Annotated in this window: 20 protein-coding genes and 3 pseudogenes; 15 read left to right on the forward strand and 8 right to left on the reverse strand. The window is 30.8% G+C overall.

Annotated elements, in window-relative coordinates; genetic code table 11:
- Positions 1-1037: 1037 nt before the first annotated feature.
- Together AK212_RS11705 and AK212_RS11710 are read right to left on the reverse strand one after the other, a co-directional pair.
- Positions 1038-2963, reverse strand: a complete 1926-nt coding sequence (locus AK212_RS11705) for a heavy metal translocating P-type ATPase (RefSeq protein ID WP_017175150.1) — start codon at positions 2961-2963, stop codon at positions 1038-1040.
- 329 nt (positions 2964-3292) lie between these two features.
- Positions 3293-3619: an ArsR/SmtB family transcription factor gene (locus tag AK212_RS11710; RefSeq protein ID WP_000391495.1), complete on the reverse strand. Its 327-nt coding sequence runs from the start codon at positions 3617-3619 to the stop codon at positions 3293-3295.
- Positions 3620-3825: 206 nt separating this feature from the next.
- On the opposite strand from AK212_RS11710, the gene AK212_RS11715 reads away from it, so the two are divergent.
- Positions 3826-4185: a ZIP family metal transporter gene (locus AK212_RS11715; RefSeq protein ID WP_001631039.1), complete on the forward strand. Its 360-nt coding sequence runs from the start codon at positions 3826-3828 to the stop codon at positions 4183-4185.
- A 111-nt stretch (positions 4186-4296) separates the two neighbouring features.
- On the opposite strand, the pseudogene AK212_RS11720 reads toward AK212_RS11715, so the two are convergent.
- Positions 4297-4635: pseudogene (locus tag AK212_RS11720) on the reverse strand (cassette chromosome recombinase CcrA); the annotation flags it as partial.
- An 8-nt stretch (positions 4636-4643) separates the two neighbouring features.
- On the opposite strand from AK212_RS11720, the pseudogene AK212_RS11725 reads away from it, so the two are divergent.
- The 11 genes and pseudogenes from AK212_RS11725 to AK212_RS11775 form a co-directional block, all read left to right on the forward strand.
- A pseudogene (locus AK212_RS11725) lies at positions 4644-5273 on the forward strand (cassette chromosome replicative helicase); the annotation flags it as partial.
- Positions 5274-5459: 186 nt separating this feature from the next.
- Complete coding sequence (gene ccrA / locus AK212_RS11730; RefSeq protein WP_053031235.1) at positions 5460-6821, forward strand: cassette chromosome recombinase CcrA; 1362 nt, start codon at positions 5460-5462, stop codon at positions 6819-6821.
- A complete protein-coding gene (ccrB, locus tag AK212_RS11735; RefSeq protein ID WP_053031237.1) occupies positions 6818-8449 on the forward strand; it encodes a cassette chromosome recombinase CcrB in 1632 nt (543 codons plus the stop codon). The genes ccrA and ccrB overlap by 4 nt, the downstream gene beginning before the upstream one ends.
- Positions 8450-8575: 126 nt before the next feature.
- On the forward strand, positions 8576-9088 hold the full coding sequence (locus AK212_RS11740; RefSeq protein ID WP_053031239.1) for a hypothetical protein: 513 nt from the start codon (positions 8576-8578) through the stop codon (positions 9086-9088).
- Between the two features lie 34 nt (positions 9089-9122).
- Positions 9123-9632, forward strand: coding sequence for a hypothetical protein (locus tag AK212_RS11745; protein ID WP_053031241.1), 510 nt, complete (start codon positions 9123-9125; stop codon positions 9630-9632).
- A gap of 47 nt (positions 9633-9679) precedes the next feature.
- Positions 9680-10330 carry a hypothetical protein gene (locus AK212_RS11750; protein ID WP_053031243.1) on the forward strand — a complete coding sequence of 217 codons (651 nt, stop codon included), beginning with the start codon at positions 9680-9682 and terminating at the stop codon, positions 10328-10330.
- A gap of 529 nt (positions 10331-10859) precedes the next feature.
- Entirely contained in the window at positions 10860-11210 is a 351-nt protein-coding gene (locus AK212_RS11755) for an SAUGI family uracil-DNA glycosylase inhibitor (RefSeq protein ID WP_053031246.1), read from the forward strand.
- An 86-nt stretch (positions 11211-11296) separates the two neighbouring features.
- A complete protein-coding gene (locus tag AK212_RS11760; RefSeq protein ID WP_053031248.1) occupies positions 11297-11608 on the forward strand; it encodes a DUF960 family protein in 312 nt (103 codons plus the stop codon).
- Between the two features lie 17 nt (positions 11609-11625).
- Positions 11626-12129, forward strand: coding sequence for a DUF1643 domain-containing protein (locus AK212_RS11765; protein WP_053031250.1), 504 nt, complete (start codon positions 11626-11628; stop codon positions 12127-12129).
- A 14-nt stretch (positions 12130-12143) separates the two neighbouring features.
- On the forward strand, positions 12144-12359 hold the full coding sequence (locus AK212_RS11770; protein WP_053031251.1) for a hypothetical protein: 216 nt from the start codon (positions 12144-12146) through the stop codon (positions 12357-12359).
- 215 nt (positions 12360-12574) lie between these two features.
- Positions 12575-15109 (forward strand): glycosyltransferase, encoded by a 2535-nt coding sequence (locus AK212_RS11775; RefSeq protein WP_053031253.1) that lies wholly within the window; start codon positions 12575-12577, stop codon positions 15107-15109.
- A gap of 61 nt (positions 15110-15170) precedes the next feature.
- On the opposite strand, the pseudogene AK212_RS13880 reads toward AK212_RS11775, so the two are convergent.
- From AK212_RS13880 to AK212_RS11785, 3 genes and pseudogenes are all read right to left on the reverse strand, one after another.
- Positions 15171-15423: pseudogene (locus tag AK212_RS13880) on the reverse strand (hypothetical protein); the annotation flags it as partial.
- 24 nt (positions 15424-15447) lie between these two features.
- Positions 15448-16668, reverse strand: a complete 1221-nt coding sequence (locus tag AK212_RS11780) for a hypothetical protein (protein ID WP_053031255.1) — start codon at positions 16666-16668, stop codon at positions 15448-15450.
- Positions 16668-17480, reverse strand: a complete 813-nt coding sequence (locus AK212_RS11785) for an abortive infection system antitoxin AbiGi family protein (RefSeq protein WP_053031257.1) — start codon at positions 17478-17480, stop codon at positions 16668-16670. The genes AK212_RS11780 and AK212_RS11785 overlap by 1 nt, the downstream gene beginning before the upstream one ends.
- A gap of 193 nt (positions 17481-17673) precedes the next feature.
- Between AK212_RS11785 and AK212_RS11790 the strand changes: the two genes are divergently transcribed.
- From AK212_RS11790 to AK212_RS11800, 3 genes are read left to right on the forward strand one after another with little or no spacing between them, the layout of a single operon-like run.
- A complete protein-coding gene (locus AK212_RS11790) occupies positions 17674-19188 on the forward strand; it encodes a class I SAM-dependent DNA methyltransferase (RefSeq protein WP_053031259.1) in 1515 nt (504 codons plus the stop codon).
- On the forward strand, positions 19178-20449 hold the full coding sequence (locus tag AK212_RS11795) for a restriction endonuclease subunit S (RefSeq protein ID WP_053031261.1): 1272 nt from the start codon (positions 19178-19180) through the stop codon (positions 20447-20449). The genes AK212_RS11790 and AK212_RS11795 overlap by 11 nt, the downstream gene beginning before the upstream one ends.
- Complete coding sequence (locus tag AK212_RS11800; RefSeq protein ID WP_053031263.1) at positions 20433-23552, forward strand: type I restriction endonuclease subunit R; 3120 nt, start codon at positions 20433-20435, stop codon at positions 23550-23552. Before AK212_RS11795 ends, AK212_RS11800 begins: the two co-directional genes overlap by 17 nt.
- A 61-nt stretch (positions 23553-23613) precedes the next feature.
- On the opposite strand, the gene AK212_RS11805 is transcribed toward AK212_RS11800, so the two are convergent.
- Positions 23614-24945: a 5-methylcytosine restriction system specificity protein McrC gene (locus tag AK212_RS11805; RefSeq protein ID WP_053031265.1), complete on the reverse strand. Its 1332-nt coding sequence runs from the start codon at positions 24943-24945 to the stop codon at positions 23614-23616.
- The gene (locus AK212_RS13885) at positions 24932-25084 is read right to left on the reverse strand and encodes a hypothetical protein (RefSeq protein WP_231119758.1); all 153 of its coding nucleotides are present in this window, start codon (positions 25082-25084) and stop codon (positions 24932-24934) included. The genes AK212_RS11805 and AK212_RS13885 overlap by 14 nt, the downstream gene beginning before the upstream one ends.
- Positions 25085-25124 lie beyond the last annotated feature (40 nt).

The following is a 25124-nucleotide window of genomic DNA, read 5'->3' on the forward strand; positions in this document are numbered from 1 at the left end:
TTTTAAATTATACACAACCTAATTTTTAGTTTTATTTATGATAAGCTTCTGCGTATCGTTTTATACTGGGGTTTTTATAATAATAATGGTCCTTACATTTTCAAAGACTAAATTCACGTGTAGACATATTGAATGCGTCTTATTAGGATCTAATCTAATCAAACAAAAATTTAAGAGAGAAATCATATCTACAGGTTTTTTAACCAGAAGATTATTTTGATCTATTTCAAAAATTTTCAAACCGTTCTTAAAAGTGTATTTTTATAAAAGTATGATAAAAGAGAAATTTTAGTCGCTTACTTCGTTTCAAGATATTACTGATACAATAAGGTTAAAAAATCGGTACGTTTAACAGAACAAGTGTAGGTATTATAATAAACGTTTTTGATTTTGATGAAAAATAAGCTGTTCAATTTTTGATTGAACAGCTTTACCTAGTTATCCTTACTTTTATTCTTTTACCCTCAAAAGGCGGAGAGCATTCAGTATTACAATAATAGCAGCTCCTGTATCACTTAATACGGCCATTCATAGTGTAAGTATTCCCAAGAATATCAGAACAAATGCCGCCAACTTTATTGTGATGGAAAACCAGGTGCGGTTGGGAAAATCCCCTTCCTGCGATTACCGTTCACAAACGCCCAAAAAGAGCAACTGGCTCTTTTAGCTCTGGGACTGTCTTGGCATAGAGAAGGTAAAACCTTTCCCACTTAAAAGAACGGAAAAAGACGCTCTGTCCTGGCATTATCTTTGGCTCGACGCTTGCCCCCATACGGATATTAATCGTTTCGAAACTTTTAATACAGTCAATTTAACTTTTGAATGTAAACTGGCTGCCTTAAGTCACTGTTTATGATTTTATGCTTCCCATGCTCTTTAATTGCTTATTTGACCGCCCGTATGATAAAAACGGTATGCAAGGCATTGTTTTTACTCATAACATCTTTATTAGATTGCTCTGTTTTTTAGTGTCCAATGTTATGGGAACATTGTAGAATCCACACTTCAAAGTTCATTCATGTCAATCGATTCGTTCATTATTTAGATCTTAATAATCGAAGTCCATTTAGTATAACAACTAAAGTACTTCCTTCATGAACAATTACACTGATTGTAATATCAGTTAATCCTAACAAACTAACGACAACTAAAAAGGCAACAACTGCCATTGAAAAAATAATATTTTGCCTAATAACACGACCCATATTTGAGGAAATTTTATGAGACTGTACTAATTTAGATAAATTGTTCTGCATTAAAACCAAATCAGATACTTCTACTGCCACATCAGTACCGCCCCCCATAGCTATACCAACATCAGCATTAACAAGGGCCGGTGCATCGTTCACACCATCTCCAACCATGGCAGTAACTCCAAATTTTTCTTTTTGTTCTTCTATAATTCTGGATTTATCTTCAGGCATTACATTAGCGATAACTTCGTCTATTCCCAATTGTTCGCCTACAGCTTTTCCCGTCATTTCCGAATCACCAGTAATTAAAGTCGTGTGGATACCAAGTTTCTTAAAGTAATTAATTGTTTCTTTAGCATGCTCATTCGGAATATCCATTAGAGCTATAATCCCAATAACTTCTTCATTTTCTGCTACGTATACAACCGTCTTTCCTTCTGATGCCCAATCATGATTGAACTGGGTATACTCTTCAGAAGCACTTTCAAAAGAAGTAGGCTTACCAATACGATAATTTTTTCCATTATAATCTCCTGTCAGACCTTTTCCAATTTGATTAGTAACTTCGATGTCTATTTTATTTTTAACTTCAAATTTTTCTAAAATAGCATTAGCGAGTGGGTGATTGGATTCCTTTTCAAGGGCGACTATAATATCAATAATATTTTCTTCGTTCACAGAATGAGTGAAATAGTAATTTGTTACTTTAGGTTCTCCGTTCGTAAGGGTTCCTGTTTTATCGAAGGCAATTGCATCTATATCCGCTAATTGTGATAGGTAAGTACTTCCTTTTGAAAGCACGCCTTTTTTAGCTAGGTTAGATGTTGTAGACAATGTTACAGATACAGTAGCTGCTGCCAAAGCACACGGTGAAGCTGCGACTAAAATCACTAATCCCCTGTAAACACTTTGCGACCATGTCCAATCAAATAGAAAAGGAGCAAGTAACATTACTAATGGTATTGCGATTAAAACTATATTAACATATTTAGGCTCGAATTTTTGAATGATACTGGCAGCTTTTGTTTGATTATCTTGGTTTTGACTAACTAATTGTAAAATTTTAGAGAATACAGTATCCTTGTTTTCCTTAGTGACTTCCATAGTAAAAGTACCTGTTCCATTAATCGTACTTCCAAAAACTTCGTCACCCTTAGATTTCTCTTTCGGTATACTTTCTCCATTAATAGAAGATTCATCAATTGAGGTAGTACCGGATAAAATAATCCCATCAATTGGAACTTGATCACCGTTCAGTACTTGGAGTTGATCTCCAACTTTTAATTCACTGACATCAACAATTTTTGTGTTTCCATCAGGTAGGATTAATTTAGCTGTCGTTGGGTTCATTTCGAGTAGCTTAGTAATTTCTCTTTTACTTCTTCCTTCAGCGTAATCTTCAAGAAAATGAGCGCCGGAAAAAATAAGTATCAAAAGGGTTCCTTCCCAAAAACTCCCTATCAGAGAAGCCCCGATTGCAGCTAATCCCATTAGAATATGAGAATTAGGAGTGAATTTTCCCTTTAATTTAGTATTTTCAACTGTCTCTCCAATTCCTTCGAGAATAATTACATGGTAGCCGGCTGTGATTGTGGCAATTGAAAATAAGATGTTTTGTATTAATAAATTTGCATCACTTAAAAAAAGCCCAATTATAGCCAACACTAAGCCAATAAAATATGAAATAATTGGCATTTTTCCGTGATCATGATCATGACTATGATCGTGGCTATGACTTTCGTGTGCTTGTTGCTCTTGAATATTTTTCATTTCTATCACCTTTCTAAATAAATATGATATATCGGGTTCCAATATATTCGCAGTAAGCTTTACTAAACCAGGACGTTAATTGACCACATCCAAACTTTTTGTATCCAATAATACATCCTATGAATTTATCAACCGTATTCACTAACCCTCTCTGCTACACCCATCTCACTTTCCTTCGAGATATCATACAACGCTTTCCATTCTGTTTTTTTGTTTTCCATATCCATTGCAAAACCCCCTTTTCATATGCCTATAATATTTTTATATGATCATATAAAAATATTAATGACGTGAATTATTATTAACACTCATTACTGGTTTACGGAATACTAGTGATGACAGGCGTGATCGATCGCCTGTTTTAGCATATTCATAGTATGTTCATCATCATGGGAATAAAACAATGTTGTGCCTTCCCTTCGGAATTTTACTAACCGTAAATTTTTCAAGAACCGCAATTGATGGGAAACTGTTGATTGTCTAAGATGTAGCGTTTCAGCAATACCGTTTACCGAATACTCCTTATAAAAGAGCAAATGGAGAATCCGGATTCTCGTAGGATCACCTAACGCTTTAAATGTTTGCGATACGACAAATAATGTTTCATCATCTAAGTCCTTATTATTTACTTCCTCTAATTCCTTTTTTTCTTCCATTATCCTTCCCTCACTTTAGGTTTCAATTCAAAACCTTATATATAATAATCACTATTTATCTACATATATTAATATATGTTCATATATATGATATAACCATCTGAATAAAGAGTCAAATAATATTTAATATGAATTCATATATTTTGTTTTGATTTTTTAGAGTAAAATAAACAAAGCCTTTTTAAGAATAGTGGGATGAGTGCAGTATGGATGATCGGGCGTTAGCTTCCGCACTTGGAATTGGTGTTGGCGGTGGACTCGCTTGGATAATGGAAGGTTTTCAAAGTGGTCATGGCTTTATTTATTCATTATGTGCAGGCCTTATAATTGGCTTATTATTTTTTGAAATGATTCCGGAAAGTATTGAATTAGGCGGGTGGGTAATTTTACTCGGTGGAATAGCAATAGGCTTAGTATTATTCCAATCCATTCATCTATTAATGGATAAAATTACAATTATCACTAATAGTCATCAAAAAGATATTTTCGTTCGATCGGGGGTACTTTTAATTATCAGTATAGCAATTCATAATTTCCCTGTTGGCAATATTCCTTTATTTGTGTAATTTGACCATTAATACTAAATTTATCAATGTCTTGAGAAATTGTTGAAACTCTAACATAACATCCTACAGATTTTCTTTTCATTTCTTTCATATTTTTCATCCTTTCATTAATTAAGCAATCGATGATTGCGTAGCTTGGTTTACAATGTTTAGCGGTTCATTTTTGAAATAGATTCCCACAAGGCTTTTGTTTTTAGAAATATGAATTTCATCAATATATCGGTATAACATGCTTAACGTGAAGTGTTGTTGAATTACATTTTCAAAAGACCTTTGAATTTGTTGCTCATTTATTGATAGTGTTGGTTTTGATTGTTGAAGTAACGATTGAGATTGTTTTCTGAACGTTTCTGCATCGATGGCTCCTTTAGCTAATTTATCTATCAATTGTTCTTGTGTAAGTGTGCTCCTAGTTTCTAGGGCCTTTTGTTTTTTGATCCGTTTTTGAATTACATCATTGGTTTAAAGATAAATTGAAGGATGAAACAAATAATACTGGTATTCGTATGTTTAAGCGCTATGCGGCTATCACTACTTCGGCCAAGATTCTTAGTCATGTTTTATCTACAGATATTGATATCGCTAAAATAAGAGACTACTTTATTGATTATCATGCTCATACAGTCTCTGAACGATCACTGGCTGATAAAGCGATTGAAGTCATTACGCAATTTGTAGCACAAAACCGTGGTAAGTTTTCTGATGATACAGCATTAAAGAATATGATTGAGAACTATGGACTAATTGCCTTAAAAGATGATTATATCGAAGTTAAAATCATTGCATCTGTATTTAAGAATATGTTGATAGAGCATCATTTCCAAGATGTCAACAATGTTGTGAATGCACTAAGGGATAAAGGATTTATCGAATCTGACCGTGATCGAATAACTACGAAAAGAGCAGTTAAAGATGACTATGGCAAGAAACAGTCACTTGTCTTTTACCATTTAAAGCTAGATTCAAAATATGCGTCTATTTTTGGTCTAACTAAAGATGCTGAACCTATTAAAGCTGAAATTAACTTGGATAACAAAAAGATGCTTGAATCATGGAAAAAACAGAATGATGATTTAATTGATTTTTAATAACTTAAAGATAAAATCGTGCAGGAGTGAATAAAATGGATGAATTGATTGAATTACTAGCTGATTTAGTTGTTGAAGAGTTACAAAACGATAATTAATCATTGTGGTCCAACGTGCTTTTAACACGTTGGACCTTTCATTCTAATTCATTCATAAACATATATTATCTCTATGGAGGTGTATAACATGGAAGAAGCCATTGCTTACGTACGTCAAAGTACATTAAAACAACAAAGCTTAGCGACACAGAAATCACTTATTATGGATACTGCTAAACAATATGGATGGTCTCATGTGACGTTTTATGATGATAAAAAAACAGGTCGACATACAAAACGTTCGGGCTATCGAAAAATGGTAGAAATGATTACATCTGGAAAATGTAAAGTATTATGTTGCTATCGCTTGAACCGACTACATCGTAATTTGAAAAATGCCATACAATTCTTTGAAATTTGTAAAAAGCATCACGTCACAATCATCAGTGTTAACGATGGATATTTTGATTTGTCTAAAGAGTTTGATTGCTTTCGCTTGAACATACTTATGAGTCTAGCGGAAATGGAATCAAACAATATCAGTGAACAGACACGAAATGGGATAAGAGAAAAAGCCAAACAAGGTAAGCTAATCACAACTCATGCACCTTTTGGCTATCGTTATAGACAAGGTCATTTTGTTGTACATGAAGAAGAAGCGTATACAGTCAAAGCTGTCTATCGCTGGTACTTACAAGGTCTAGGCTACAAAAAAATTTCCCAACATTTAGATAACAATCCTAAGCTTACTCCACGTAAGCCCTATCAAGTTAGAAATATTCTCTTGAACCCTAACTATTGCGGTCGTGTCATTAATAAATATGGAACATTTAATGATATCGTTCCACCTATTATTGATATTGATACGTTTGAAGAAGCACAAGAGCGTCGTATTCATAAACAACACAATCGATCCAATTCTAGAAATAAGTTAAAGCGACGAATCAAATGTCCTTACTGTCAATCAACATTAACAAACTTAACGATAAAAAAAGAAAATTACTCTCTACGTTACTACGTTTGTCCTAAGAATATGAATGAAGCTTATCATACGTGTCCATTTAAAGGTATCAATGCACAAATGATTGAAACAGAGATCCTCAGCACTTGTAAAGCGTATTGTGACAATCAATCATTTCATGACAAATTAAATAAGACAGTACTAAAAGCTCTAAAACACCAACAAATGAAGCATAAAGAAACCCATCTAACACAAGCACAATTGATTGAAAAGCTAGCTCAAAATCAAATTGATATCGAAACATTTAAACGGTTATCTACTAGCTCTGAAAGTGAGGAGCGTTACTCTAATTATTCACATAAACAAATTACCGAAACAATCCGTCATATAATCAAAGATAAATTGACATTAGAAACTATAGCACCTTTGATTGATGACATTACGATAACTCAAACTAAACAATTACAAGGGATCTACTTTAAAAACAGTCCACTCAATATCGTTGAACAATCGCATTTAATAACTTCTGAAAGGAATGAAGTCATATGACACAACTCAAAAAGAAACACATTGGATTATATGCCCGTGTATCGACTGAAATCCAGACGAACGGCTATAGCATTCAAAGCCAGTTAAATCAACTTAAAGAGTATTGTCAATTTCAAGGATATGAAGTCGTTGATGAATATACCGATTGTGGTATATCGGGTAAAACCACGCAACGTCCTGAACTACAACGTATGTTAAAAGATGCAAACGACGGTAAGTTAGATTGTATTATGGTCTACAAAACCAATCGTTTAGCTAGAAATACCTCAGATTTATTAACTATTGTCGAAGAATTATATAAGATTAATGTCGAATTTTTTAGTCTAACTGAAAAAATAGAAATTGCCAGCTCTACAGGTAAATTGATGCTCCAAATTTTAGCTAGCTTCTCTGAATTTGAAAGAAATACAATTGTAGAAAATGTCTACAATGGCCAAAGACAACGGGCGATTGAAGGTTATTACCAAGGTAATTTACCTCTAGGCTATGATAAAGTGCCTGATAGTAAAAAAGAACTGATGATTAATCAACATGAAGCGAATATTGTTAAATATATTTTTGAGTCATACGCCAAAGGTCATGGTTATCGTAAAATTGCGAATGCATTAAATCACAAAGGTTACGTGACTAAGAAAGGGAAACCTTTTAGTATTTCATCCATTACCTATATCATCTCAAACCCTTTTTATATTGGAAAGATACAGTTTGCGAAGTACAGACACTGGAGCGATAAGAGACGAAAAGGACTCAATGAAGAACCGATTATTGCGGATGGTAAGCATGCGCCTATTATTGATAAAGCCTTATGGGATAAAGTACAGTTTAAACGCCAAGAGAGTCGTAAGAAACCACAAGTTCATGGTAAAGGGACCAATCTACTGACTGGGATTGTAAAATGTCCGAGTCCGAAATGTGGCGCAGCAATGGCCGCAAGTAATACAACTAATACTTTAAAAGATGGCACTAAGAAACGAATCAGATATTACTCATGTAGTAATTTTAGAAACAAAGGTTCTAAAGTATGTTCAGCCAATAGTGTTAGAGCAGATGTATTGGAAAAATATGTTATGGATCAAATATTGGAGATTATCAAAAGTAAAAAGGTATTGAAACAATTGGTTGAAAAAGTAAATGAAAGAAGTCAAATAGACGTCTCTTCTTTGAATCATGATATTGCCTATAAACAGTCACAATGTGAAGAACTAAAAATCAAAATGCATACACTAACGAAAACGATTGAAGACTCACCTGACTTAGATAGTATATTAAAACCAACAATACTTAACTATCAAGATGAATTGAATCAAATAAATAATCAAATCCATCAACTAGAACAAGATAAACAAGCGGAAGCTCCACATTATGATGCTGATATGATTGCCAACATACTACAAACAATATTCAAAGATATAGACAAATTAGAGAAATCTCAATTGAAATCACTATATCTAACAGTCATCGATCGCATTGACATCAGAAAAGATGAGCATCATAAGAAGCAATTTTATGTTACGCTTAAACTGAATAATGAAATTATCAAACAACTATTTAATAATCATCCACTTGACGAAGTGCTCCTTAGCACTTCGTCTTTATTTTTGTCCCAAACATTATATCTTACTATTTAATAAAAGAAATAAGTATAAATACCAAGTAAAATAATAAATAATTAAAAATATAGTAGATACAATTATAAAAATTAGATAAAATTAATTTGTTAAATTTTAAATATTACAAATAAAGGGGGAAAATAAATGAAAAAAATTATTCATATTCTATTAATTGCAATACTATCCATCATATTTATTGGTTTAATATTGTTTGCAGTAAATTTTGCTAGAGATATGTGGAGTGACAACGATACTAAAACTACTAATAAATCTCATCAAGATACTTCTAAAAATAACAGCTCTATAAATTCTAGTAAATTAAATCAAGATAATGATCCAAATCTAATTACTAATAATGAAAATCAATCAGTTGAAGCAAATAACACTCAACAACAGACATCTAGTAATGAGCAAGATATTACTACAAACGATAAGACAACTAACATAAATAACAACTACAATGAAAATACACATGAGAGACCAACTGATGAATTAGGACAAACTGGAGGAGCACCTACTCCTGATAATATGAAAATAACACTATCTGAATTAAGGGAAACTTTAAAAGATGTCTATGACAATCCTGAAGAATTAGATAAAAAAATGCAAGAAGCAAAAAAATCAGGTAGCTATATTGATGATGGAAGTGAAGACTAAAATTATGTAGGGAAGATGAAGGTGAGGAAGAACAATGAAAACTGCAATAAAGATATTAAGTGTATTAATTGTCTTAGCAATATTAGCTATTGCTGGTCTTTTTGGATATAGCAAAGTCAAAGAAATCGACGATTTGAAAAAACAACTTAATCAAAAACAAACGGAAAATACACATAAAGATACCACTTCAAATCAACAAATAAATCGATCTAATGAAAATACTATAGAAACTTCTACGGACGAAAATAATAATGATGTAGCAAGTAATGAAACAAATAACAATACATCTAATACTAAAGTGAATCGCAATAATGTATTTGACTATGTCATAAAAGGAATTAATGACAGTGGCGGTGATGCTTCATTAATAAGGTTTCAGGAGCCAACTTATGATGCTAGTAGTGATACTTGGTCTATCGTTGCCAATAACAAATCTGGGGCTGGCGCAACCTATAAAATAAATGTAACTAGTACTGGGCATGTAACAATGTATGAAGGTATAGATGATGATGTAGTAATCGATGATGATGTTTCTTTAAATTAATTATTTACTCAATCTATTATTTATCAAAATTATAAGGAGAAAAATGAATGAAAAAAATTATTAATATTCTATTAATTGCAATACTATCAATCATATTTATTGGTTTAGCACTATTTGTAGTAAATTTTGCTAAAGATACGTTCATCAATGACAACACAAAAGCTGATACTGTAAGTAAAAAACAAGATAAAGATAAGAAAGATGAGAATAAACCATCAAAATCTGATAAACAAAAAGATCTTGAATCTAATGAATCAAACCAAGATACTACTCAACAAACTACAAGTAACAACCAATCTCTAGAAACAAATTCACAAGAAGGTAATAATAAAAATGAATACACAAATGTAAATAACCAGAATAATAGTGAAGAAAGTAAGAAGAATGATGATCCAAATAATCTTCGCAGATTTGATAAAAATGGAGATGGGATTATATCTGAAAGCGAAATGACTCCTGAAGCTACAAGATTAGCTAATGAAGGAAAATTTCAGCCTGTTTCTGATAAAATGGCTGAATATGGTAGGCAAGAACTAGAAAAAAATAAAGATACTGGAATGACTCAAGAGGAATTAGATAATTTATCTGAAGATGAACAAGCATTCATAGGTTATAATCCAAACAATCCACGCGGAGATGTAGGTAGTCCTAAACCAGTATATTCAGATGATGATACCAATTCTAGTGAAGAAGATTAATAATACTAATTGTAATATTAACGAAGTGCCCTCAAGCACTTCGTTTTTTCTTTCTTTAAAGTTTCTAACTAAGTTTAAGAATTCTCTTTATCAATTTCAATAACACTTATCTAATGAAACAGTCATTGTCGTAATCATTTTCATAACTACACGAAGCTTATATTGAAATTGCTAAAGAACATCCCACGATGATTTTTTACCGGGAAAGGAATGGGATTTGCAGATTCAAAGAAGCAGAAGGATTGTGCAAGCACAATCCCAAAATCCCGTTATTTTTTATAAATAAATAATATATATAGGAAAGCAGAGAGATACATTCATCATTAATACGTATAAATAATGAGTTGATTGTTCGTCAAAATGAGTGGGATTCCGGGATTTCCTTGTTATACCAACGTTTATCACGGGTTTTTATATGGAATTTTCTCTTATTCCCACCGGGATCCGTAATAAATGACAAATCAAATATATATTATCCTAATGATGTATATGAATTACATCACTATCACACTATCTAGGAGGCAATGATATGGAAACAATCACTCAAGAACTCAAACAATATATAACTCGTCTATTCCAACTATCTAACAATGAAACATGGGAATGTGAAGCGTTAGAAGACGCAGCAGAAAATATACTTCCTACTCGCTTTTTAGAGCATTCTCCGCTTGCTCATCTTACACTTGAAACTTATACCTACTACAATGATGAGCTACATGAGCTAAGTATCTATCCATTTCTAATGTACGCCAATAATCAACTCATCAGCATTGGTTATCTCGATCATTTTGATATGGACTTTTTATACCTTACAGATACTAAAAATACGATTATTGATGAGCGTCATCTACTAAGAGAAGGAGGAACTCACCATGAATAATTGGATCAAAGTGGCACAAATATCTGTTACGATTATTAGCCAAGCAATTATCATCATGAAAGAAATTCAAGACGAGGTAAAATAACATGAAAATCAATCGCTACATCACAAGAGGCATTAGTGAACAACTATCTCTAGACCTTCAAATCTTACTTTGGAAGATGGTAAAAGAAAGAGATAATCAAGGCTATACAGATTACCTACACATTTTTAGACTGCAAGAAGATAATAATATACTCTCTATTACGCATGAACAAGAACAACCCGCATACAAATTGGAATATCACTATACAAACTATGTAAAAAATCAAAATGCATTACCTAAGAAAGTCTACGTCATTCGTGAAGATGACGTGGACGCTTTTTATTATGTGATGCTTTTACCAGAAGAATACTAAAGGAAGTGATTATATATATGAATACAATTAAAAATACGATATACACAGAAGCTATATTTAGCAAGGATGAAAAACACCGCTATTTACTCAAGAAAACATGGGATGAAAAGAAACCCGCTTGTACAGTGATAACGATGTACCCTCATTTAGATGGTGTATTATCACTCGATCTCACAACTGTTCTTATCCTCAATCAATTAGCGAATTCAGAACGATACGGTGCTGTATATCTTGTAAATCTATTCTCTAATATTAAAACACCAGAGAACCTTAAACATATTAAAGAACCTTATGATAAACACACAGACATCCACTTGATGAAAGCAATTAGCGAAAGTGACACAGTGATTCTAGCTTATGGTGCTTATGCGAAGCGGCCAGTTGTTGTAGAACGTGTCGAACAAGTGATGGAAATGTTGAAGCCTCATAAAAAGAAAGTCAAAAAGCTCATTAATCCAGCCACAAATGAAATCATGCATCCACTCAACCCTAAAGCACGTCAAAAATGGACATTGAAATAAAAGGAGGAGTATCTATGAACCATGACACTACACAATCAGATTGGCGAACAGTTGCTAGTTGCTTAGCATCGCAAAACTATATTTCAATTATAAAAGGACTAGTATATCATTTTACAGCGATTGAAGATGAAGAAATACTTGATAAAATCTATGACGATTTTATGAATGATGACTCTATAACCACGGTACTTAACAATGATTTTCAAGATATTATTAATCATTATATTTAGAAATGAATGTTGTTTCAATAAAAAACTAGAATTTCTTTCTAAGTAATAAAGAATTCTAGTTTTTTATTGATTAAAACTTAAAATTTATTTTTTTTATAAAAAATTATTCAAATATAACTTTAAATATTCAACTGAGCAATAGAAAATAGTTTTTTGATATGCTATTATATTCAAAGATTATTTTAATACGATATTGATACTTGGGAGGGGTAAAATTGTCTCTTAATTATGAAGATTTATCAATAAAAGGTAAATTAGTAGTACATACAGATCGAAAATTAAAATTTTTAATGGGACCTTTAAAGTCCTATTATGGTATGAATAATATTTCACTTATAATGGATTATGCAAAATACTATAAAAAGTTATCAGTTAAAGAGAATAGAATATTATATCAATCAAGAGATGGTAAAAATATGTCTGATTCTCCTTATGCAATTTTTAAGTATTTAATAAATAATTCTAAGTACAATAATTTTATACATGTATGGGCATGTGAATCTAATGAGATAAGAAAATATTACAAAAGAAAATATAGACATTTAGAAAATGTTAAGTTTGTAGTTATTCATGGTGATGAATATTTAAAAGAACTTTCACAATGTAAATATTTAATAAATAATTCGTCATTTTCAATTTATTTTTGTAGTAAACCTGAGCAAATTTATATAAATACTTGGCATGGGACACCATTAAAACATTTAGGATTAGACCTAGATAATAGCTTACTTGCCATACAAAACTTAACACGTAATTTTTTACATACATCATACTTACTTACACAAAACAGACATACAACTAATGTATTTGAAAAATCTTTTCAATTAAAGGGTTTATATACTGGTGAAATTATTGAAGATGGATATCCACGTACTGATTTAACAATTAATACACCATATAAAAATGTAAAAAAAGAACTCCTGAAGACCAATAAGAAAATAAAATTCAAAAAGCATAAAAATCTTTTATTTGCACCAACTTATAGAGGAGATTTTATGAATCCCTCAGATGACATTGACGAGTTATTAAAAAATGTAAAAGCTTTGGAAAACAATACTGAATACAATATATTATTAAAAGTTCACCCTTTTATATACCAAGATGTTGCTGAAGATAAAAGATTTAATAACTATTTAATACCAGATACAATGGATCCTAACGAGGTACTTTGCTTAGCAGATTTATTGGTCACCGACTATTCAAGTATTTTCTTCGACTTTTTAGTAACAAATAAACCTATCATTTTCTTCACTTCTGACTATGAAAAGTATAAACATGAACGTGGATTGTACATAGATGTAGAGTCTTTACCTGGACCAACTACTACAAATATTGAGGACTTAATTAAAACTATCAATAATTCTTTATATAATGAGCAAAAATATTTAGATTTATATAAATATTTTAAAAACCAATATGTTTCTCATGATGATGGCCAAGTTACGAAACGATTAATCGATAGACTATTTTCAAACAATAAAAAAGTTCTAAACAATATAAATAACAAAGAAAGATTATTAATTTATGCTGGGGGTTTAATGAATAATGGCATAACTAGTTCTTTATTAAATCTTTTAGAAAATATTGATTACAATAAATTCGAAGTTACAATCTTTATGCAAAGAAGAGTTAATAAAATTGCTTTAGATAACTTAAATAGAGTTAACAAAAATGTGAAAATACTTTTAAGAAGCGGCGGATTTTTTGCTACAATGAGTGAGAATTATAGAAATAATTATGTAAGAAATAGAGGTATTATTTCAAACAAAGAAGAGAAATTATACCCTGAAAAAGCCTATAAACGTGAATTTAGAAGACTTTTTGGGAATAGCAAATTTGATTATGTAATTGATTTTAGTGGATACTCAATGTTCTGGTCTAATTTATTACTTGCTACTACTTCCAAAAAGAAATTTGTATATTTACATAGTGATATGGTAGAAGATTTAGTTAAAGTTGTTGGAAATATCAGACCGCATATTATTAATTTAAAATCACTTATGTCAATATATCCTAAGTTCGATAAATTGATTAATGTTTCTGAAAATATTCATAAAATTAATAAGAAAAAATTGAAATACCTAAAAATTGATGAGAAATTTGTTACTGTTAATAATTTACTTGATTTAAACAGAATACATAATGATTCACTAAAAGAAGATAATATTATTCAAACTAATGAAGATAATATACAACTTATAGTCGGAAATTCTCCAACGGGTATAGAGATTATCAATTTTAACACTAATAACTTTAATATATTTGCTAGTGGACGGTTATCTCCAGAAAAGGGATTTGATAATTTAATAGAAGCGTTTTCTTATATTGCTAATGATTATCCTAATGCTATGTTATATATATTAGGTGAAGGTAAAGAACGTACTGCATTAGAGTCATTAATACATGGATATGGTTTATCAGAAAGAGTATATCTACTTGGACACCAATCCAACCCATTTAGCTTAATTAATAAAGCAGATCTTTTTGTTTTATCTTCACATTATGAAGGACAAGGTTTAGTTTTATTAGAAGCTATGGCTCTCGGAAAAAATGTTTTATCTACTGAATTAGAAGTAACCAGAGAAATCCTAGAAAATGGTAAATATGGAATGCTAAAAAATGATGATGCAAATTCATTATCAGAAGGTATGGAAATATTTTTAAAAAGAGAAAACCCTAATTATGCAAAATACGATATACAAAAATATAATTCTCTTGCTTTATCGCAATTTAATAATTTATTTAATTAAATGCTATAACATTAAAAGCCATCTATTAGATGGCTTTTAGTGTTATTAGAACAAAATATGTCTAATCTCTTTTTATATTAGTAAAAACCGCATCATTTATGATATGCTTCTCCCTACCAGTGAATTTACTAAAAATTTCTGTAGATATAACATTTCTAAATAAATGAAGAAAGACAATTTCTATTGATATAATATAGAAATTGTCTTTTTTTATAAATTTTTGTATTATTTTCAGCTTATTGAGCTGTTACCTTTCTTATATTCAGTGCTATTAATACGAAACCAAAGTATCTTTTAATTTTATTTATTTCACGAGTGAAACCCATCTTAAAGAGTATTTAATTTGATTTATAGTTACTAATAAAGGCATCTAAAGTTTCCGCTTCTTCAAAAGCAATATTTTCTAATCCGATAGGTTCGATTGTATTGAATGAAGCTTTTAAAATAATAGTAATTACATCTTCAGGATTAAATTTTAGTTTAAATTCATCATCTTGTAATTTTTCATAGGCTGAGGATTTTACTTGATAATAACACTGATATTGTGTGTAAGAGATTTTTTGAGTAAAAATAGTTTTTGTTACTTCTTCCTCTTGAATTAAGGTGAACTTTTTTCCTTTTATATCTTCTAAATCGAAGGAAGATGTTTTGATTAGTAAACTTTCTAAACGCTTTTCTTCCAATATTAGTTTTTGTTTATATAATAAAAAGTAGATTTTTACTCCTTCTATAATTTCTTTAGAGTTAAACGGGGTGGATATCTTAAATTCTTTATCTAACGAATTTTGAAATTCATGAATAATTTCAAATAATTTTAAATCTCTGTTTAAAGATTCTAAGATTTCTTTATTTTTACTTGCTGAATCATTATTAAATTTTATCTTATTTGTTGTATACATTTCGCCACTAGCTAGCGCTATTAACATTTTATAAGTATCAATTATATTAATTGTATTTACTTCCCCTATACTTTCATTAAAAAGATGATGAAATCCCCAACTAATATATTCTAAATTTTTTTCTATTAACATGGATATCTTTATATATCGGTCCTGATATAAATATTTCATTTCTTTTTTACTATCATGTGCTATTCTATAAAAATCTAATCCTTTAAAATTTCCATCAACTTTAATTGATATATTTAGTTTATCTTCTTCATTAAATTCTGAAGCTTTCATTATTATATATGTTTCTGTATCTTCATTATTCGCAATAGATTTATAAACATCACTATCTTCAAGAGGTATATCTTCAAAAAATTTCTGCATTTTATAATCATGTATTTCAATCATCTTTTGACTATTTTTTAAGTAAAATAAAAATTCGTTTGAATCTTGATAATCATTAAGTTTGAATTTTAGTTTACTCGTCAATTCATTTTTTAATACTGCAGAATTCTCATCAACTGCTTCATACTTCAATTCGTTAATTAACTCTTCTTTACTTGGGTATTGTTGTTTCAATTTATTCTGCAATTCTCTGTCTAATTCATTAACAATTAATGATGGCATTTTATCGCTGTTTAGAGTTTTTTTAATTTGTTTTTTACTAAGCATTACATAAAATCCTCTCTTAAGTGATTTAAGACACTTATTTTTGAAATGAGCAAGCTTTTTTCTTGGTCATCATAATTAGAGCAATTAATATCTTTTATTAGCTGAATAACGTCCTCTTCTTTTTCAACAATAATGTACCTAATATCATCGCAATTAAATTCTAATTTATTACTTGGTAATTTTGTTAAAGCTTCATTATAATAATTTCTTTTAGAGTCACTATTTTCATTGATATAAAAAGGATCTAAATCTTCATCAACTAATTTTATACTTCTCCATTCTTGTTCATCCATGAATATTTTCTCTTCTATTTTATCAGTTTTTTCACAATATTGACTTCCTTTAAAATGTTTTAAGAAAAATAATGAAGCGAATATAAATTCATATACTTTTTCATCAGTGTCTGGCTTATTAACTATATTATTAAACACTTCTTGATACATTCTAATATACTCACTAGTATTCGATACATAATGCAATGGCTGTAAGTTTTTGTTTACACCCCAAGACTTTTTCATACATATCGCATAGTCTCCATACCATTTATTATGATCTTTTAGCTGATTTAATGGTATATCACAAAAACATAACATTGGAAAGGTAATGTTTTTGATAGGAATTTTCTTTCCACTTATGTCTGTAGCATCTATATTTAAATAATCTACCTCTTCAGTTACATATCTATATTGGAAATAACCATTTATTATTATGTCTTTAAGCCAATTATATTTTTTAACACATTTAATAAATACATTTGCATTTTGAGCACTTAATGGAGTTTCTTTTGCTTTTTGAACTTTAAAATTTTTCATAATTCCACCTAATTACATTTTATAAGAGCAATAATATTACGACACCGCTCCATTTTTCGACTTTTATTTAATAATAATCTAATTAATATTTTTAGTCTATTTGTTATTTTTTATAAAATCAATTAAATCCTGTACATCAAAACTCAATATTTTGCTATATTTAAGCTAAGAATAATTTGAAAGGTGTTATTAAATGGCAACTATTGGATTTGAAGAAAAATTATGGCAAGCTGCTGATAAATTGAGGGGAAGTATGGATGCTGCTGAATATAAGAACGTAGCATTAGGTTTAATCTTTTTAAAATATGTATCAGATTCTTTTGAAGAAAAGTATGAAGAATTGAAGCAAGATCCTTATGCTGACGAAGAGGATCAAGATGAATATTTAGCAGAAAATATTTTCTGGGTGCCAAAAGAAGCAAGATGGCAATATATTAACGATAATGCTAAGAAACCTGAAATTGGACAAATGATTGATAAAGCCATGATTGCAATTGAAAATGAAAATGAATCACTCAAAGGTGTGTTACCTAAAGAATATGCGCGCCCTGCGTTAGATAAAGAAAAATTAGGTGATATTATTGATTTATTTACTTTTAGGGTAGGCGATACTGAAAGTCGTAAGCAAGATGTACTAGGCCGAGTGTACGAATATTTTATTGCTAAGTTTGCAAGTGCCGAAGGTAAAAATGCTGGAGAATTCTATACACCATCATCAATTGTAAAGTTATTAGTTGAGATGATTGAACCTTATAAAGGACGTATTTACGATCCATGCTGTGGTTCAGGTGGGATGTTTGTACAAAGTGAACGCTTTGTTGAAAAACATCAAGGACGATTAGACGATATTGCGATTTATGGGCAAGAATCTAATCCTACAACTTGGAAATTAGCCAAAATGAACTTAGCGATTCGTGGGATTGATAATGACTTAGGTGAACGAAATGCTGATACATTCCATAATGATTTACATAAAGGATTAAAAGCAGATTACATATTAGCCAATCCTCCTTTTAACGCAAGTGATTGGGGTCAAGAACGATTACTTGATGATTATCGTTGGCAATTTGGAATACCTCCAAAAGGTAATGCCAACTATGCATGGATTGAACATATGATTTCAAAATTAGCACCTAACGGTACAGCAGGATTTGTATTAGCTAATGGATCTATGTCTACCAGTGGTAAAGACGAATTAGAAATTCGTAAAAATCTAATTGAACAAGACTTAGTGGAATGCATTGTTACCTTACCAGGTCAACTCTTTTATTCAACACAAATACCTGTATGTCTTTGGTTCATTAGTAATAATAAAGGTCAAAATGGTAAAAAAGAGCGACAAAATGAAATTTTATTTATCGATGCCCGTGAAATCGGTCATATGGTAACTAGAACGTTAAAAGAATTTTCAGATGAAGATATTCAAAAAGTAGCACAAACATATCATGCTTGGAGAGGTACAAACGATACACCTTATGAAGATGTAGCTGGTTTTTGTAAAGTAGCTGATTTAGAAGAAGTTAAGAATAATGAATATATTTTGACACCTGGACGTTATGTTGGTTTAGCTGATGTTGAAGAAGAAGAAGAACCATTTGAACAAAAAATGGAACGCATTACTTCTGAATTAAGTGAACAATTTGCTAAATCTAAAGAGCTTGAAGACCAAATCCGTAAATCATTGGAGGGATTGGGTTATGGAGTATAAAATCAGTGATTTATGTGATATAAGAAGAGGCGCTTCTCCACGTCCTATTAAAAATTATATCGTAAATAGTTATGATAATAGTTTGCCTTGGGTGAAAATTGCCGATGCAACAAAAGATTCAAGTAGATATATTTATGATACTAAAGAGCGAGTTTCTCTTGAAGGAAGCAAAAAATCAGTAGAGGTTTTACCAGGAGACTTAATTTTATCTAACAGTGCTACACCAGGACTTCCTAAATTCATGAAAGTTAAAGCATGTATACATGATGGATGGTTACTACTAAGAAATTTCAAAAATGTTAGAAAAGAATTTTTATATTATATATTATTATTGAATAGACAAAAATTATTACAATTATCTAATGGTAGCGTTTTTAATAATTTAAAAACAGATATTGTAAAAAATTATATCGTAGATATACCTTCTATCAAGAAACAAGATAAAATATTAAAAATTATAGGTAATATAGAAGATAAATTGGATACTAATAATAAATTAATAGCAAACCTTGAAAAACTATCACAAACATTGTTTAAACATTGGTTTGTAGATTTTGAATTTCCAGATAAAAATGGTAATCCTTATAAATCTAGCGGTGGAGAAATGGTTGATAGTGAATTAGGCGAAATACCTAAAGGATGGAGGGTCGAAACTCTAGAAAAGTTAGGTTCAATAGTTGGTGGAGGAACACCCTCTAAAAAAAATAAGGAGTATTACACGAATAACGGTATTCCTTGGATTACCCCTAAAGATTTATCGAAAAATAGAAATATATACATATCCCATGGTGAAAATGATATTAGTGAATTAGGTTTAAATAAAAGTAGTGCAAAATTATTAGAAAAAAATTCGGTATTATTCAGTTCAAGAGCGCCCATAGGTTATATTGCAATAAATAATATACCTGTAACTACTAATCAAGGATTTAAGTCCATAGTACCTAATGAAGAAATGAACCCTTATTTTATTTATTTTATCCTTAAAAATATAACTCCTTTAATAGAACAAACTGCTAGTGGTTCAACTTTTAAAGAAATATCTGCTAAAGGTTTGAAATCTATTAAAATAGTATTTCCATCGATAGAACTAATAGAACATTATGGAAACATTGTTAAAAAATATTTTGAAGAAATTAATTTTTTAGAAAATCAAAATATAAAATTAATAGAACTTCGAGATACTCTACTCCCTAAACTAATGTCTGGTGAAATAGAAATACCTGATGATATTGAGGTGAATAACGATGAACTTTCAATTTAATGAAGATGATTTAGAACAAGTCGCATTAGAATGGCTACAATCACTAGGCTATGACTATAAAAAAGGAAATGAAATGAGTATTACAGGTCTAGCGCCAGAACGTAAAAGTGATAAAGATGTTGTCCTTCATGAACGTTTAGAGAAAGCATTAAGAAAAATCAACTCAGATATCCATCCTCGTTTTATTGAAAAAGCGATACATGAACTAACTTTAGAGAAGTCGCCCAATCTTTTAGAAAATAACCTTACCTTTCATGAAAATTTGATTAATGGTATTGAAATCGAAGACTATGATGACGATGGACAATCGGTAGTAGAAATTGTTAAAATCATTGATTTTGAACATCCACAAAACAATGATTTTTTAGCAGTCAATCAATTCACGGTCGTTAATGGAGACTATACAAAACGTCCCGATATTGTCCTCTTTATCAATGGCTTGCCTATCGTTGTGATTGAACTTAAAAATTCAACCAATGAAACCGTAGGCGTCGAAGATGGTTATCATCAATTAGAAACGTATAAGATGCGTATTCCACAATTATTTACATTTAATGAAGTGCTTGTTACAAGTGATGGTATTAATACTAAAGCCGGTTCACTAACTGCGAACTATGATCGTTTTATGACTTGGCGTTCTAAAGATGGAGAAACGGAATCTTCGTCAAGTTTAGCTAGCTTAGACGTACTGATTCATGGGATGTTAAATCCAGAAACCTTACTTGATTTAATTCGATATTTTGTATTATTCCAAGATGATGGTAAAGGACATATCAGTAAAATTCTAGCAGCGTATCATCAATACTATGCTGTTAATAAAGCTGTTAATAGAGCTTTATTAGCTTCATCTGGGTCGGGTGATGGTAAAGGCGGCGTTATTTGGCATACTCAAGGGTCTGGTAAAAGTTTAACCATGGTCTTTTTCTCTGGAAAATTAATTCAAATGCTTAATAATCCTACCTTAGTTGTCGTAACAGATCGTAATGATTTAGATAACCAACTATACAGTACGTTTGTTAAATCAAAAGGTCGCTCTGGTAAAGGTTTATTAAGACAAACACCAAAACAAGCTGAAACACGTAAAGAATTAAAATCGTTATTATCTGTTGAGTCGGGTGGTATTGTATTTACAACAATGCAAAAATTTGAACCTGAACAAAATGAAACGACCATGGCTGCCCTAACTGAACGTAAAAATGTGATTGTTATGGCAGATGAAGCACATCGTACACAATATGGCTTTAACGCAAAATACGATGATAAAGGTGAAGGCATTAAATATGGTTATGCCAAATATTTAAGAGATGCTTTACCGAATGCAACATTCGTAGGATTTACAGGCACACCCGTAGCTTCAACGGATAAAAATACACAAATGGTTTTCGGAAACTATATCGATGTTTATGACATGACACAAGCTGTAGCTGATGGAAGTACGGTTAAAATTTACTATGAAAGTCGTGTAATTCCATTAAATCTACCCCAAAATTTAGATTTAGATGAAGCATATAATGACATTACAGAAGACCAAGAAGAGGATGTAAAACAGCGTTTAAAATCAAAATGGTCCCGAATTGAAGCTTTAGCTGGCGCAAAACCTCGTGTTGAAGCTTTAGCCAAAGACATCATCCAACATTTTGAAACACGTCAGCAAGCGATGAAAGGTAAAGGGATGATTGTGACTATGAGCCGTCGAATTGCTGTTGATTTATATGATGAAATCATTCGTCTAAAACCGGAATGGCATTCAGATGATGATGATAAAGGGGTCATTAAAGTGGTAATGACGGGCTCCTCTAGTGACCCAGCTTCTTTCCAAAGACATATTGGTCCTAAAAAACGCCGTAATTTATTAGAAAAACGTATGAAAGATGTGAATGATGAATTACAACTCGTGATTGTTCGAGATATGTGGCTCACAGGATTTGATGTACCTTCCATGCATACCATGTATATCGATAAACCGATGAAAGGTCATAATTTAATGCAAGCGATTGCTCGTGTCAATCGAGTGTTTAAAGATAAACCAGGCGGATTAATTGTCGACTATGTGGGTATTGCTGAAAGCTTAAAAGAGGCCCTTAAAGAATATACAGAATCTGATCAAGCTCAAACAGCGATAGATACAGATAAAGCGGTTGAATTGATGTTATTGAAATATGATGTGATTCAAGATATGCTATATAATCTTGACTATTCTAAGTTTAATTCAGAGAAAAAGTCTGAACATTATTATGCGATTTCAGATACGATGGATTATGTGATTGGTTTAGGTGAAGATGAACGCCAGCGTTTTATTAAAACGGTCACAGAGTTAGGGAAAGCTTTTGCTCTTTGTGCGACTGAACCTACAGCCCAAGAACTCAATGATGAAATTGCCTTCTTTAAAGCGGTTAAAGCAGGACTTGTTAAATTATTACAACCACCAAAAGAAGGGAAAACACGTAAAACGCCTGCAGAAGTTGAAGCAGAGATTAATCAACTTGTGTCACAATCTGTTGTGACTGAAGATGTCATTGATGTTTATCAAACGCTAGGTCTTGAACAACCCGATTTATCAATCCTATCTGATGACTTTTTAAAAGATGTCGAAGGATTGAAACAAAAAAATGTTGCGGTAGAATTATTAAATCGATTACTCAAAGGGCAAGTTAAATCATTAATGAAAACGAACGCGACAGTATCTAAGCGTTTCTCTGAAATGTTAGGAAACTCGATTAATAAATATAATAGTCGTTCCATTGAAACATCTAAAGTGATTGAAGAACTCATTCAACTCGCTAAAGATATCAAACAAGAACAACAACGAGGAAATGAATTAGGCCTGAATTCAGATGAGATTGCGTTTTACGATGCTTTAGCTTCACATGAAACAGCAAAAGAAGCCATGGGAGATAAAGAACTACGTGCGATTGCTCATGAGCTAACTAAAACAGTGAAAGAAAACATGGGTGTTGATTGGTCTAAACGTGATAGCGCAAAAGCTAAAATGCGCGTAGCTGTGAGACGATTGCTTAAAAAATATGGCTATCCACCAGATTTACAAAAAATGGCTGTAGAGCAAGTCGTAGAACAAGCAGAGCTTATGGCGAGTAACCAATAAAAAAATAAACTAAAAGAGCATCCCTCACTATAAAAGTGAAGGATGCTCTAGTTTATTTATATTAGTTTAATTCACTCAGAAATATTTGTTCTTCTTGTTTCATTTTTTTTGTAAAATCTTCATAACTTTCATTATTTTTGGGGATATTAAGTCCTAATTTAATTAAGTTAACATTTCCACGTTTTCGTTCATTTTTTTCATAAGATAGACCTTCATTTAAAAACAATACTTGCTTTTGTATATGTTTACGATCTGGGTAGAAATAGTATCCCGTCTTAGAATTAAACCTAAACATATACGCTAAAACTTGAAAATAATCTTGATTACCAATATTTGTAATTGGTTTATATTTAGCATCACCAATAATTCTAAAACGCTCATTTCGACTAATGAAATCAGGATAAATTTTACCTGATTTTCTACCATCTTCTTTAGTGAATAAATTTTGCCCACCGTATTTTTCTTTATTTTGAGGATGATAATAATCTTCAGTTATTAATGTAGCAATATATTCTTCCCATAACCAGGCTCCATCAAATAAAATACCATGGATCTTTTTGATCTCATCACCAACATAATGTTTTTTTTGTTGTAAAATCATTAAACAAAGTCTTTGTAATTCTCTGTATTCTTTATAAAACGCATGACGAAGCGGTCTCTTTTCGTTTCTCATAATAATTTTATTTTTATCCAAACGATTGTAACAGCTTGTTGCTTCACGTATCATTTCAGATTCACGTTTAACACTACCTAGTAAATTCATTCCTATTTTCTTCGTTTGAATAAATTCTATTGTATGTCTAATTAACTGAGTGATGTAGTTATCATATGAAAATTCTCTTTGATTATATGCAATATTTCCTACAAAGGGGGTATTTAGTTTAATATGTCTTGGTATATCAATCGTCCCTTTTAAATTATCATCATTATATTTATTTCTAGTATATTGTTTAAATAGTCCTTTCCGCATAGCTTTTTTCAGATAATATGGGAACAGAAAGATAAGTAAATTTATAATATTATCTTCTTTATTTAAAAGCGTACTTAAGTCGATTACATGTGGCATTTTCAAAACATTTTCTAATAAATATTGAAAAAAATAATCTTTTTTGTCTTCTTTATCTGAAAAACGAGACTTAATAATTAAGTTCTCATCACCGTAACCCAAAAAACCCATAATATTTTTGGTGTAGTATGTTTCGTATTTACTCTGAAGAATTATTTGCTCTTCTGAAATACTATTCTCATTTTTTAAATTATCAGGAAATATAAAAACGCCTGTGTGTTCTAATTCTAATAGCGTCTTATCTAGTATACAATCAACAATATTCGGTAAATCATTAAATATTAAAGAAGAATAAGAAGTATTATCCTCTATTTCAAGTTTCTTCATTATCTTCACCTAATTCTGAAGAATTACCATAATATGCAGATTCAAATCTATTCATAATGTTTTCTTCGTTAAACATACCTCTAATATAATCAGCTAATAATGGCTGTAAATAATCTCTCCACAGTTCATCAAAAGTCATACTTCTTAACTTTAAGAAGTATGCAGCACCTATATGATAA

Origin of the sequence: Staphylococcus borealis (assembly GCF_001224225.1) — a bacterium.
Classification (GTDB): domain Bacteria; phylum Bacillota; class Bacilli; order Staphylococcales; family Staphylococcaceae; genus Staphylococcus; species Staphylococcus borealis.

What these genes read in the sequence shown, in the direction of transcription:
- ccrB (WP_053031237.1), top strand. Translation starts at nt 6,818, where the DNA reads ATGACACAACTCAAAAAGAAACACATTGGATTATATGCCCGTGTATCG.
- AK212_RS11765 (WP_053031250.1), top strand. Translation starts at nt 11,626, where the DNA reads ATGAATACAATTAAAAATACGATATACACAGAAGCTATATTTAGCAAG.
- AK212_RS11745 (WP_053031241.1), top strand. Translation starts at nt 9,123, where the DNA reads ATGAAAACTGCAATAAAGATATTAAGTGTATTAATTGTCTTAGCAATA.
- AK212_RS11800 (WP_053031263.1), top strand. Translation starts at nt 20,433, where the DNA reads ATGAACTTTCAATTTAATGAAGATGATTTAGAACAAGTCGCATTAGAA.
- AK212_RS11770 (WP_053031251.1), top strand. Translation starts at nt 12,144, where the DNA reads ATGAACCATGACACTACACAATCAGATTGGCGAACAGTTGCTAGTTGC.
- AK212_RS11780 (WP_053031255.1), bottom strand. Translation starts at nt 16,668, where the DNA reads ATGCTTAGTAAAAAACAAATTAAAAAAACTCTAAACAGCGATAAAATG.
- AK212_RS11710 (WP_000391495.1), bottom strand. Translation starts at nt 3,619, where the DNA reads ATGGAAGAAAAAAAGGAATTAGAGGAAGTAAATAATAAGGACTTAGAT.
- AK212_RS11750 (WP_053031243.1), top strand. Translation starts at nt 9,680, where the DNA reads ATGAAAAAAATTATTAATATTCTATTAATTGCAATACTATCAATCATA.
- AK212_RS11785 (WP_053031257.1), bottom strand. Translation starts at nt 17,480, where the DNA reads ATGAAAAATTTTAAAGTTCAAAAAGCAAAAGAAACTCCATTAAGTGCT.
- AK212_RS11705 (WP_017175150.1), bottom strand. Translation starts at nt 2,963, where the DNA reads ATGAAAAATATTCAAGAGCAACAAGCACACGAAAGTCATAGCCACGAT.
- AK212_RS11760 (WP_053031248.1), top strand. Translation starts at nt 11,297, where the DNA reads ATGAAAATCAATCGCTACATCACAAGAGGCATTAGTGAACAACTATCT.
- AK212_RS13885 (WP_231119758.1), bottom strand. Translation starts at nt 25,084, where the DNA reads ATGACTTTTGATGAACTGTGGAGAGATTATTTACAGCCATTATTAGCT.
- ccrA (WP_053031235.1), top strand. Translation starts at nt 5,460, where the DNA reads ATGGAAGAAGCCATTGCTTACGTACGTCAAAGTACATTAAAACAACAA.
- AK212_RS11805 (WP_053031265.1), bottom strand. Translation starts at nt 24,945, where the DNA reads ATGAAGAAACTTGAAATAGAGGATAATACTTCTTATTCTTCTTTAATA.
- AK212_RS11795 (WP_053031261.1), top strand. Translation starts at nt 19,178, where the DNA reads ATGGAGTATAAAATCAGTGATTTATGTGATATAAGAAGAGGCGCTTCT.
- AK212_RS11755 (WP_053031246.1), top strand. Translation starts at nt 10,860, where the DNA reads ATGGAAACAATCACTCAAGAACTCAAACAATATATAACTCGTCTATTC.
- AK212_RS11715 (WP_001631039.1), top strand. Translation starts at nt 3,826, where the DNA reads ATGGATGATCGGGCGTTAGCTTCCGCACTTGGAATTGGTGTTGGCGGT.
- AK212_RS11790 (WP_053031259.1), top strand. Translation starts at nt 17,674, where the DNA reads ATGGCAACTATTGGATTTGAAGAAAAATTATGGCAAGCTGCTGATAAA.
- AK212_RS11740 (WP_053031239.1), top strand. Translation starts at nt 8,576, where the DNA reads ATGAAAAAAATTATTCATATTCTATTAATTGCAATACTATCCATCATA.